The organism is Idiomarina sp. UBA3162 (assembly GCF_002364475.1).
Taxonomy (GTDB): domain Bacteria; phylum Pseudomonadota; class Gammaproteobacteria; order Enterobacterales; family Alteromonadaceae; genus Idiomarina.
Genome location: NZ_DEYI01000084.1, coordinates 1 through 10956 on the forward strand (window position 1 = coordinate 1; position 10956 = coordinate 10956).

General features: G+C 47.1%; 13 protein-coding genes. 7 read left to right on the plus strand and 6 right to left on the minus strand.

All coding sequences use genetic code 11. The features are described 5' to 3' along the window. The coding region (locus B2X00_RS10445) for a PDZ domain-containing protein (RefSeq protein WP_290487469.1) at nucleotides 1-902 on the plus strand (902 nt) is incomplete at its 5' end. 2 nt (nucleotides 903-904) lie between these two features. Here B2X00_RS10445 and queF read toward each other — a convergent pair. Then, complete coding sequence (gene queF, locus B2X00_RS10450; RefSeq protein ID WP_290487470.1) at nucleotides 905-1735, minus strand: NADPH-dependent 7-cyano-7-deazaguanine reductase QueF; 831 nt, start codon at nucleotides 1733-1735, stop codon at nucleotides 905-907. Nucleotides 1736-1801: 66 nt separating this feature from the next. On the opposite strand from queF, the gene B2X00_RS10455 reads away from it, so the two are divergent. The 3 genes from B2X00_RS10455 to B2X00_RS10465 all read left to right on the plus strand — a co-directional run bounded on the left by B2X00_RS10455 (nucleotide 1802) and on the right by B2X00_RS10465 (nucleotide 3575). Further along, on the plus strand, nucleotides 1802-2371 hold the full coding sequence (locus B2X00_RS10455; RefSeq protein ID WP_290487471.1) for a SecY-interacting protein Syd: 570 nt from the start codon (nucleotides 1802-1804) through the stop codon (nucleotides 2369-2371). A 144-nt stretch (nucleotides 2372-2515) separates the two neighbouring features. Then, a complete protein-coding gene (locus B2X00_RS10460; protein ID WP_290487472.1) occupies nucleotides 2516-2893 on the plus strand; it encodes a DUF3192 domain-containing protein in 378 nt (125 codons plus the stop codon). A 46-nt stretch (nucleotides 2894-2939) separates the two neighbouring features. Continuing rightward, the gene (locus B2X00_RS10465; protein ID WP_290487473.1) at nucleotides 2940-3575 is read left to right on the plus strand and encodes a GNAT family N-acetyltransferase; all 636 of its coding nucleotides are present in this window, start codon (nucleotides 2940-2942) and stop codon (nucleotides 3573-3575) included. Here the strand turns inward: B2X00_RS10465 and B2X00_RS10470 are convergent. Together B2X00_RS10470 and B2X00_RS10475 are read right to left on the minus strand one after the other, a co-directional pair. Next, entirely contained in the window at nucleotides 3572-3883 is a 312-nt protein-coding gene (locus B2X00_RS10470) for a DUF3301 domain-containing protein (protein WP_290487474.1), read from the minus strand. The genes B2X00_RS10465 and B2X00_RS10470 overlap by 4 nt on opposite strands. After that, complete coding sequence (locus tag B2X00_RS10475; protein WP_290487475.1) at nucleotides 3880-4902, minus strand: DUF3549 family protein; 1023 nt, start codon at nucleotides 4900-4902, stop codon at nucleotides 3880-3882. The genes B2X00_RS10470 and B2X00_RS10475 overlap by 4 nt, the downstream gene beginning before the upstream one ends. Nucleotides 4903-4995: 93 nt before the next feature. Here B2X00_RS10475 and B2X00_RS10480 point away from each other — a divergent pair, with 93 nt between their 5' ends. Then, a complete protein-coding gene (locus B2X00_RS10480) occupies nucleotides 4996-5340 on the plus strand; it encodes a YqcC family protein (RefSeq protein ID WP_071463660.1) in 345 nt (114 codons plus the stop codon). After that, a complete protein-coding gene (truC, locus tag B2X00_RS10485) occupies nucleotides 5333-6052 on the plus strand; it encodes a tRNA pseudouridine(65) synthase TruC (protein WP_290487476.1) in 720 nt (239 codons plus the stop codon). The genes B2X00_RS10480 and truC overlap by 8 nt, the downstream gene beginning before the upstream one ends. A gap of 27 nt (nucleotides 6053-6079) precedes the next feature. Here the strand turns inward: truC and dapD are convergent, their stop codons facing one another. Genes dapD through map form a run of 3 tightly spaced genes read right to left on the minus strand, consistent with a single transcriptional unit; the run spans nucleotide 6080 to nucleotide 10338 of the window. After that, nucleotides 6080-6910 carry a 2,3,4,5-tetrahydropyridine-2,6-dicarboxylate N-succinyltransferase gene (dapD, locus tag B2X00_RS10490; protein ID WP_290487477.1) on the minus strand — a complete coding sequence of 277 codons (831 nt, stop codon included), beginning with the start codon at nucleotides 6908-6910 and terminating at the stop codon, nucleotides 6080-6082. A gap of 10 nt (nucleotides 6911-6920) precedes the next feature. Then, entirely contained in the window at nucleotides 6921-9542 is a 2622-nt protein-coding gene (gene glnD, locus B2X00_RS10495; RefSeq protein ID WP_290487478.1) for a [protein-PII] uridylyltransferase, read from the minus strand. A 4-nt stretch (nucleotides 9543-9546) separates the two neighbouring features. Beyond that, a complete protein-coding gene (map, locus tag B2X00_RS10500) occupies nucleotides 9547-10338 on the minus strand; it encodes a type I methionyl aminopeptidase (RefSeq protein ID WP_290487479.1) in 792 nt (263 codons plus the stop codon). A 277-nt stretch (nucleotides 10339-10615) separates the two neighbouring features. On the opposite strand from map, the gene rpsB reads away from it, so the two are divergent. After that, nucleotides 10616-10956: 30S ribosomal protein S2 (gene rpsB, locus B2X00_RS10505; protein ID WP_290487480.1), on the plus strand; the 341-nt coding region annotated here is incomplete at its 3' end.

Consider the following 10956-nt stretch of genomic DNA (forward strand, 5'->3'; position numbering starts at 1 on the left):
AGGCTTTGGTTCCTTATGATTATCAAAAGGAGAACTACACGGATCTTTTTTGGTTGGCCGAAGGATCAACAAGTTATTTCCAAAATCACTTGTTGATGCAAGCTGATATTATGACAACGGATGAATATTTTGAACGTGTGGCTTCGGGGATTGAGCGTTACTACGGCAAACCTGGGCGCGAAATCATGTCAGTGGCAGAAGCCTCGTTTGAAGCATGGAGTGACCAGTACGGTGATCGCGCGCACAACTTCTCAGTGAATATATACTCAGAAGGCGCAATGGTTTCATGGGTGCTAGATCTGGCGTTAATTGAACGTACCGATGGCGAGGTGACTTATCGCGATGTCCATAATGCACTTTATCAACGCTTTGATGCCGACGAGGAAGGCTTTAATAGTGCCGATGTTGTCGCCATTTTAGATGAGCTCACCGGTCAGTCATGGCAACAATGGTGGGATGAACACGTTAACTCGCCGGTTGCTAATATTCAGTTTGATGAGTTATTAAACACCGTGGGTATGGAGCTGACATTTGCTTCTGCTGACGAGCAAAAGCCGTGGGCGGGCTGGCGCGGCAAAGCCGCAGATGAAGGTATCGAACTGATACAGGTTGAACGTGGTTCGCCTGCTTGGGACGCAGGTTTCACTCCAGGCGATGTGATTGTTGCGTATGATGGTAAACGCGCAGCGGGCGGACGTTTCGAAGAAGCGTTGCAAGAGCGCGAAGTCGGCGATACCGTTGAGGTCACATTCTTCCGTCGTGACCAACTTCATACCGCTGAGCTGATATTAGGTGAAGAACAGCATACGGGCGCGAAAATTGTGCCAGTAGAAAATCCTTCTGCTAAACAGAAGGCACGTTTTTTACAGTGGCTGCAAATTCCACACCCGAATGCGAGCTAAGACTATTGTCGAGCCAGGCGCTGCCCACTGGGTGGCGCCGTTTCAAAGTTAGAACGGAACGGATTGATATCTAAGCCGCCACGGCGTGTATATCGCGCATAAACGGTGAGCTTCGAAAAGCCTAAACGTTGCAAATCCATAAAAATGCGCTCAACACACTGTTCGTGAAATTCGTTATGACGGCGGAAGCTGACGAGGTAACGCAGCAAGCTCGCTTGATCAAGTTGCGGACCTGTCCCGTGAATATATACAGATCCCCAATCCGGCTGATTGGTTATCAAACAGTTTGATTTAAGTAGATGACTATGTACCGTTAACGACTCAACTACTTGCGGCTCGACTTTGAGTAGGGCCGGTTGGTAGTCATAGGTGTCTATCGCGATGTCTTGATTATCAATACAGGTTCCTGGCAAGTCGCCAATCGGAAGATTGGTATATTCATCTAACGAGCTCAGGCTGACCATGACATCTGCGCCTGCACAGGCTGATAAATCATGTTGCATGACATCCGCTACTGTTTGCCAATCATCAAATCGACTTTCGTTAAAACTATTTAAATAAAGCTTGAACGACTTTGACTCAATTAAATGAGGGCTGTCGCAGGGTACAGAAAATTCCGCGATCGCCACTTGGGGTAACCCTTTGCTATTTAACCAAGATACTTCATAACCCGTCCAGTCGTCGTGACCATTAAAGGGCAGGTCCTCGGTAACACCAATGGGTGTGCGATTAAGCTCGCGAGCAACTGGCTGTAACTGGCTCGGATCATAGGTGGTTGGGTAGTCGGTTGCTTTACCCAAATTTAGGTGTGCGAGCGGGTCGCTTGTTTGCATTGATGCGCTCCATGATAAACTAAATGAATTACACCTATTTTACGCGGTTAAAAGGAAATGCACCAGATGAACGAAGTATCGACCGAGCACGCCGTTAGCGCTTTGCTAGAGCGCTATATGCAAGCTAACCCCGAACCCCAAACCGAGTGGGTGGACGAGTGGGATGCCGAGATATACCAGCAACGGATGGGTGAAGAACAGGTTATCTGGCGACCCGTACAGCGAGACGAAGCACAAGATTTTACGGCTCTCGAGTCTGCATTAGCTATGCGATTTCATGACAGTGTAAAGCGGCTTTTTGGGGATTGGTTCAGCGGTGATCTCAGCCTCACTTTTTCGGCGGATGAGACAACGCCGCCGATTCATTTTGAATTATTGATGCCTCAATGCCAAGAGGATTCTGAAAGGCTGTTGCAAAATCTGACGGGGCACATTTTGATGAAGCGCAAGTTGAAGCAGCCCATCACGATTTTTATCGGTATTTTACATGCGCACGACGATTGTTTGGTTTCGCTCGATAACTCGACGGGTGAGGTTGCACTGGAATGGTTAGGGAAGCCACAACACCAAACCTTAGCAGTCGATCTCGCTACCTTTTTGTCACATTGTCAGCCATATTGTGGTGAAAATGACTAACTATTGGTAGCTCGGGTGTCCTTGAAGAAACAATAAAGTCAATAAAAACAGAGTTTTACCAATTTGGCCTGTTTTTTGCTTAAATTGTGGTGAGTGCGCCTAATAAGCACAATTCATAAAATAACTAGAAATCGGAGATTGGTAATGGAATTCAGAAAGCTTGCATTGATGGGACTCGCAGGAATGATGACCCTTTCACTATCGGGTTGTATTGTTGTTAGTGAGCCTAGCTGGGATAAAGACGATCCGCAGTACGATCAAATTCACGATGAGCGGGGCAACCGCCAGGCGATTGCTAAACTTAACTTAAACGCTGACTTTGAATCGGTTCGCAATGATCTCGGCACACCTGATTTTAGTGAACGCTGGATTGAAGACAATAATGAGTACCAAGTCCTTTTCTATCGCACGCAGCGTGTTCATGCTGACGGTATGACCACAAAAGATGAGTGTACTCCGATTGTGTTCAAAAACGGGTCGCTAATTGGGACGGGGCAGATGGCACTCGACAAGGTAATGTAATCGGAGTAGGTTGGTGATAGCGCACTATTTTAACAGGAGAGCTGCTATGCCAACCGAAGTTGCCGTATCAACACAGGACGTTGAGCTTGTAGAACTGGATGTATGCCAGCTCAATAGCGTAGCGTCCTTATTGTTTCAAACCTACCAAAACGATGCGCTTATGCAGCGTATCTTTCAAGCCGATAAAGCGGATTATGAAAAGCGTTTGCGAGCAGCAATACGCGAGGAACTGATCGCTCAATGGGATAACGAGCAGCCCATTATTGCCGCCATGCATGACGATGTGCTACTAGGCGTAGTGTGCCTATCAAAAGTTGAACAGCAGTTTGGGCCAACCAGTCGTTGGAACTGGTACATTTCGATGTTACTGACTGCAGGTTGGATAAGTACACGCTATGTGCTTGAAAAAGAACGCCAAATTAAGTCCTTACTTAAAGATCAGCCGTGCTATTTGATTTCTTTCATTGGTGTCGCCGAACAGTATCAGCAGCAAGGGATCGGACGGTTATTATGTCAAGCTGCGCTGCAGGAAAGTGTTGAACGCGGTGGCGTTAACCAGTTAGCGGTATTTATTTCTGACCAGCAACAGCATCAGTTTTTCAGTCATTGTGGGTTTTCTCAGCAGCACGCGCTCGACGTTCATGACGTACCTGGCGCACTGCTGACCCTCGATGTCGACTAATTGGGCTCACGAAAAGGGGGCAGGTCGACGGCGATCAATTGGCTGTTGTGCAGGGTCAAGGTTCCTTCGTAACGTGAAGTGCCGTCACTGCTAAAGCCCATAATGAAACAGCTGCGCCAGCCCGGTTGACGCCCTTTAAAAGACCAGCGCGTGCTGACCTTTTCTAAATCTAACATTTGCAGCCTTTGTTGCTTGCAGTACCAAAGCGCGTGCTGATAAGCGTGCTCTGTTTGACGTCGGTGTTGCCAGAACAACCAAGCAACACACAGCAATAATAAAAACAACAGGACATCGAATAGAGTAATCATGATGTTTGCCGAGCCTTAAGTTGAAGTAGCTGCTGCTTTACTCTTTCCGATATATCATTTTGGGCTATTTTACGCAGTACCAAAGGGCGTAATTCTGGCAATGACGCAGCGTCCTCGAATAACGCTTGAAACCATGGTTGCTCAAGCTCAGCGATGCGCTCGAGATAGCATTCAAGTAACTTATTATCCTGTAGAGCGGGCCACAAACGAGCCCCTAACACCGTTAAAGTATTGGCGTCGACGGGTTGCTTTAACAATGTCAGTAATACTTTTTGTAGGCGCTTATCGTTGCTCACACTCGCTAAGGCGCGAAGGGCATACAAAGCTCGTGTTTCGTTTGCTTCGGTCAACTCGTTCAGGTAGAAGTCGCGTAACTTTGCGGGTATTGAATGTTGCTCGAGCGCTTCCGCGAGGTAGCGTTGTACCGTGGGCGCATAGTCTTTATAACGCTCAGTAATCGCGGTTGCTAGTTCAGGCAGATTCATTAAACGAGCGGCACAATCGTGTAATCCTTGTACGCCGATATGCTGCCAATCAGAGTGCTTACCCATTAAGTATTCAAATGTAGTATCAAAATATTGACTCGGCGCAGCTTGTCGCTGAGTTGAGATACGTGCGTGTAGCGCTGCGCGTTGAGTTTCGCTCGGAGTGAATAAGTAGGGGTTATGCTTTAGCTGCTCTTCTTGTTGTTCGGTTAGCGCATCCGTGATTTGCTGACCTAACGCGGATACAACATATTCAAGATATTGGTCACGCGCTGCAAGGTTCAGGAGTCCGCGTTCATCGAGTGGAAACTTTAAAAACCAAAGATAATCCTGCTGAGGTTCACTTTTATGACGAAATAGAATAGCCAAGTGCGCGTGATGAGCAAGCGGAAACGGGTGAGGCTGCTGTTGATGTTCAATCGCAGCAAACGTCTCTAATGGAATTTCGCTGAGCCGTCGACCTAAATCGAAGACCTGAAACTCGGTGTTACCGGCTGCTAAAAACTCACCAATGGTTGCTATCTTATCAGTCACTAAATTTCTCCGCGCTTGAATTTCATTCAATTTTCAATCAGTATTGTCGCCATTATATCGGTTATCAAACCTAATGTGGTAATGGAGTCTCCGATGGAGCAGTATCAAAAAGCGGCTCGGCTACTCGATCGTATTGAGCGAGAATTGAACAGCTTGGGCCTCTGGCAATCCGACCAGCCGCCCGTTGACGCGCTGGATAGCCAGCAACCTTTCGCCATGGATACCCTCGAGTTTCACCAATGGCTACAATTCATTATGATACCGCGAATGTGGTCATTGATCGATGCAAAGCAGCCGTTACCTGACTCGATCGCGGTCAGTCCGATGGCAGCACACTCCTATCGCAATGCGATCGAACAACATGAGCAACTCATCGAATTAATTCGTGAATTTGATGTCCTGTTAAGCGGCTCAGATCCGCTACAAGACGATGTTTGACTCCGAGTTATTAACGATCGTCTATCAAGACGAGTACCTCGTGGTAATCGACAAGCCCAGCGGTTTATTGGTGCATCGTAGTTGGATCGCCTCGGATGCAAAACAGTTTGCTATGCAGATGCTCCGAGACCAACTCGGGCAGCATGTTTTTCCCGTGCACCGACTTGACCGACCGACATCTGGTTTATTGGTGTTTGCGCTATCTTCGGATATCGCGCGTGCGCTTAACGAACAGTTTGCTGAGCGTGACATTAAAAAAACTTATCATGCCGTCGTACGGGGTTATGTCGATGATGCTGGCATCATTGATTATGCGCTGAAAGAAGAGCATGACAAAATTGCTGATAAACAGGCACAAGCCGATAAGCCGGCTCAGGATGCTGTCACAGAGTACAGCTGTATTGACCGCATCGAACTGCCTTTCAAAGTCAGTAAAAAACATGATACGAGCCGCTACTCACTGGTGAAACTCATGCCTAAAACGGGGCGTAAGCATCAGTTACGCCGGCATATGTCACACATTAGGCATCCGATTATTGGTGATACTCGACATGGGGAGGGGCGACATAATCGCTTTTTCCGAGACTACTTTGACTGTCACCGCTTGCTATTAGCAGCGACCGCAATCGAATTTCAACATCCGGTGACGAGCAAACAGCTGAGCATTGAGATCGAGGTTCCAGAACTATTACAACGCCCGTTTCATCAGTAACGGGCGTTGAGTGAGCTCATATAGATCTTATTCTGCGCTGCGCAAGAGTGCGTTAATACCAACTTTTGCGCGTGTCTTAGCGTCGACACGTTTCACAATGATCGCGGCGTAAAGACTGTGTGAGCCATCCGCCGAAGGTAACGCGCCAGGGACAACAACAGCACCTGCAGGAACGCGCCCGTAAATAATTTTGTCGTTTTCACGGTCGTAGATGCGCGTACTTTGACCGATATAAACGCCCATTGAAATCACAGCACCTTCCTCAACAATGACACCTTCAACGATTTCAGAACGCGCACCGATGAAGCAGTTATCCTCAATAATGGTTGGGTTCGCTTGCAATGGTTCAAGGACTCCGCCAATACCGACACCGCCAGATAAATGCACATTTTTACCAATTTGTGCACACGAACCCACCGTTGCCCAAGTATCTACCATGCTGCCGTCGCCGACGTAGGCGCCAATATTCACATAACTTGGCATGACAACGACGTTGCGGCCAATAAAGGCACCCTTACGAACCATTGCTGGCGGAACAACGCGCATACCTTCGGCGCGGAATCGAGCGCTGTCGTAGTCGGCGAATTTTGCTGGCACTTTGTCCCAAAAACGGGTTTCGCCGCCTTCGATAAGGTCGTTGTCGTTCAGTCTAAACGATAATAACACTGCCTTTTTTAGCCATTGATGAACGATCCATTCGCCTGACACTTTTTCCGCGACACGCAATTCACCGCGGTCGATTTCATCAATGATATAGCGGACGACTTCACGTAGCTCATCATCATCGGTACGGGGAGAAATTTGGTCACGTTGCTCAAAGGCATCATTAATTAACTTTTTATATTTTTCAAACGACATGTTTGCCTCGTTATCCATCTAAATCATTGATAATTTGTTGTTTAAGCGTCAACTTCTGCTCGTCGGAAAGGGCTTCTCCACGACTCGACGAAACAATAAATAAATCTTCTGCCTGCTCACCGATAGTCGTGATTTTAGCAGCCAATAAGCTAACATCTAAACGTTGTAAAATAGCCGCCAAGCGGGCAACCAAACCAGGCCTATCCAGCGCCACCAACTCGAAGGTGGTGCGCCCGCGATGTTTTGCTGGCAAGAAATTCACTTGTGTCTTGACACTAAAGTTCTTCAACCGACGTGATAGCGGCCGATTATTCTTAGGTACTTTACGACGCTTATGTAAGACATCAAGCAGGTGTTGTTTTACCTCCTCAATGCGACGTGCCTCGGTCAACGGTTTACCATTTCGTTGCAACAGTACGAAGGTATCCATCACAAAACCATCTCGAGTCGCCAGTATTTGCGCGTCTAAGATATTCAACTGTTGGCTGTCAAGCACGCCCGCCACGGCAGCAAAAAGGTGTCCTTCGTCGTGGTGATAGACGAACAGCTCGGTTGTACCATAGTTGTTTTCATCACCTATCAAAATTAATGGAAGTTCATCATCTTTAAGTTGCAAAATATGCTGGGAGTGCCAACTAATTTGCTCAGCCGTGTGGCGGAAAAAATAGTCCGCTGTAAAGCGGCCCCAAAGTGCAAGAATGGCTTCTTTTTCATACCCGCCACTTAGTAATAAAGCCATTGCATTCGCTTTATTTTGCTGGATTTTATCACGCACGTCGAGCGTCGGTTTACTACTGTTTTGTTCTAATAAATAACGTGTAGCATTATACAACTCTTCGAGTAAGGTTGCTTTCCAGTTATTCCACAGTGAATGATTAGTCGCACGAATATCCGCTACGGTGAGACAATAGAGAAAGTCGAGTCGTTCGACCGTATCCACAATATTGGCGAATTCCTGAATCACTTCAGGATCATGAATATCACGTTTTTGTGCAGTGACCGACATGGTTAAATGGTGCTCAACTAGCCAGCTAATTAAATCGCTATCCGCCTGACTGTATCGATGCTGTAGACAAAAGTTGCTGGCATCCATCGCGCCGAGTTCAGAGTGATCACCACCGCGGCCTTTGGCGATATCATGGAATATCCCTGCGAGATATAAACAGTGGCGACGTGTCATTTGCGCAATACGTTCTTCGCACAAGGGAAACTGCCCCGCATACTCAGGGTCTGAAAAACGGTAAAGGTTGCGTACTAAACGAAACGTGTGTTCATCGACGGTGTAGGCATGAAAAAGGTCAAATTGCATTTGTCCTACAATCTGTTGCCACTGAGGTAAGTAACTTGCTATGACGCCATGATGATGCATTAATGCAAAGCCACGGCCGCATCCGGCTGGATGCTCTATCAGTCGTTTAAACCAAAAGCGACAATCCGGGTCGTAGCTTAAGGGTTCACTCAGTTGCGCTCGTGCATTGCGCAACTGACGAATGGTATGCGAGTGAATACCTTCAATTTCTGGGTGCTCAGCAATAATGACAAATGCCCGAATAATTTGGCTATGGTCCTCGAATACTTCATCGTGACGAGCGCTGAGTAAGTGCTGATTAATGGCAAAATGCTCATCAATATCTACAGTATGATGCAGGTCTTGCGGATTCAGGATAGCTTGCTGAAAAAATTGCAGTAACATTTGATTCAACTCGCTGACACGCAGTACCACTTTAAAATAATCCTTCATCATCAGCTCGACCGAATGCTTTCCCTCGTTGCCGTAGCCCAGGCGTACCGCGACGCCTGGTTGAAAATCAAACAGTAGACGATCTTCACGTTTGCCCACCTCGAGGTGCAAGGCAAAACGAATACGCCAAAGCCAATTCATGCACTCGCGCAATTCGACGAATTCATCTGCGGTCATGTAACCAAATTCGACCAAGCTCTCGTCCGAGTGGGTTTGGAAATGCCGTTTGGCGATCCAACCGATAGTTTGAATATCGCGCAATCCACCTGGACTCGATTTTATATTCGGTTCAAGATTGTAAGACGTACCATGGTACTGTTGGTGGCGTTGTTTTTGTTCATCGAGTTTTGCTTGGTAGAAATCGCGGCTTGACCACGGGAAGTCAGCGAGCAGTTGATGCTCGTAGTCGCGGATGAGCGCTTCATCACCTGTGACAGGACGACTTTCGATAAGGTTTGTGGCCGTGGTAATGTCTTCAGCAGCAGCGCTCAAACACTGTGACACCGTACGCACGGAATGACCTACATCAAGATGTAAATCCCATAAAAATGTGACAAATTCGGACACCGCACAGCGACCGAGCGTGTCTTCACAATCAACCAATATTAATAAGTCGATATCTGAGCCCGGATGCAATGTATGCCGTCCATAGCCACCCACCGCAATCAGCGCCATCGGCTCGTCGGTGAACTCAAAACGTTGCCAAAGCTCAGCCAATAATTGATCAAAAAACTGTGCACGATGGTGGATCAGTTCATCGATATCGGCTGTAACAAAATGCCCCTCGGACCAGCGGTGGTAATGAGCAATGAGATCGCGATAAGCACTTGCCTCAAACGGCATGTCTGAGGTGGGCCAATGTGCATAAAAGTCCGCTTGCTCAGTGTTCATCGTGTTATTCGCTATGATGAATTACTCGTGGCAATTCAGTTTCTTCTTCACGCAATGTTAATACTTCGACACCATCTTCGGTGACCAGCAATGTATGTTCCCACTGTGCGCTCAGACTGCGGTCTTTAGTGAGCACTGTCCATCCATCTTTCATTAACTTAGTATGGCGTTTACCTGCATTAAGCATCGGCTCAATAGTAAAACACATACCGGGTTCTAACACTTCGCCGGTACCCGCTTTGCCATAATGGAGCACTTGAGGTTCCTCATGGAATACGGCACCAATACCGTGACCGCAGTATTCTCTAACAATAGAGTAGTTATGCTGCTCAGCAAACTTTTGAATCACCTCGGCGAAATCACCCAAACGAATACCTGGCTTGACCATCTTAATCGCTTTATAAAGCGACTCTTGTGTTGTGCGAACAAGGCGATCAGCCAAAATAGACGGTTTGCCCACGATAAACATCTTTGATGTGTCGCCGTGATAACCATCAAGCTTAACAGTGACATCGATATTCATGATGTCGCCTTCTTTTAATTTTTTAGGACCCGGGATACCGTGGCACACACAATGGTTTACCGAAGTACAAATCGATTTTGGGAAGCCGTGATAATTAAGTGGTGCGGGGTAGGCGTTGTGCGCAACAATGTAGTCGTGACAAACCTGGTCCAACTCTTCGGTCGTAACCCCCGGTTTCACGTACTCACCAATCATTTCTAATACACTGGCGGCTAAGCGGCCCGCAGCGCGCATTTTCTCGATTTCTTCTGGCGTTTTTATCGATATACTCATTAAATACGGTCTCTTAAATTGGCTACTTTTATAATCGTTCACGCAGTCTACCAATTTAAGCGCCGCTTAGCCATGCTGTGATACGGATCTGCGCGTGCCTTTTTCGTCTATTGTGATTGCGCCGTGGCGCAGGATGTGGTATAAAATGCGCGCTTTTTGAAAGCAAAAATTCACTTTAAATTTAAACCACACATATATCGACACATATCACGGGGTGCCCAAGCGGGTCGTGCTATGGGGTATATGGAGGCTTAACCCCTACAAAAGGAAAAGTATTATGGCAAACGTGTCAATGCGTGACATGCTGAAAGCAGGTGTCCACTTCGGTCACCAAACTCGTTTCTGGAATCCAAAAATGAAGCCTTTCATTTTTGGCGCTCGCAACAAGATCCACATCATCAACCTTGAAAAAACAGTGCCTATGTTCAACGACGCGTTGAGCTACATGCAGCACGTTGCTTCAAACAAAGGTAAAATCTTGTTCGTTGGTACTAAACGTGCAGCCGCTGAGCCTGTAAAGGAAGCAGCATTGAGCTGTGGTCAGTACTTCGTAAATCACCGTTGGTTAGGTGGTATGTTGACTAACTGGAAAACAGTTCGTCAATCAATCAAGCGTTT

Coding starts and splice junctions, on each gene's coding strand:
- queF (WP_290487470.1), bottom strand. CDS start 1,735: ATGCAAACAAGCGACCCGCTCGCACACCTAAATTTGGGTAAAGCAACC.
- B2X00_RS10455 (WP_290487471.1), top strand. CDS start 1,802: ATGAACGAAGTATCGACCGAGCACGCCGTTAGCGCTTTGCTAGAGCGC.
- B2X00_RS10460 (WP_290487472.1), top strand. CDS start 2,516: ATGGAATTCAGAAAGCTTGCATTGATGGGACTCGCAGGAATGATGACC.
- B2X00_RS10465 (WP_290487473.1), top strand. CDS start 2,940: ATGCCAACCGAAGTTGCCGTATCAACACAGGACGTTGAGCTTGTAGAA.
- B2X00_RS10470 (WP_290487474.1), bottom strand. CDS start 3,883: ATGATTACTCTATTCGATGTCCTGTTGTTTTTATTATTGCTGTGTGTT.
- B2X00_RS10480 (WP_071463660.1), top strand. CDS start 4,996: ATGGAGCAGTATCAAAAAGCGGCTCGGCTACTCGATCGTATTGAGCGA.
- truC (WP_290487476.1), top strand. CDS start 5,333: ATGTTTGACTCCGAGTTATTAACGATCGTCTATCAAGACGAGTACCTC.
- dapD (WP_290487477.1), bottom strand. CDS start 6,910: ATGTCGTTTGAAAAATATAAAAAGTTAATTAATGATGCCTTTGAGCAA.
- glnD (WP_290487478.1), bottom strand. CDS start 9,542: ATGAACACTGAGCAAGCGGACTTTTATGCACATTGGCCCACCTCAGAC.
- map (WP_290487479.1), bottom strand. CDS start 10,338: ATGAGTATATCGATAAAAACGCCAGAAGAAATCGAGAAAATGCGCGCT.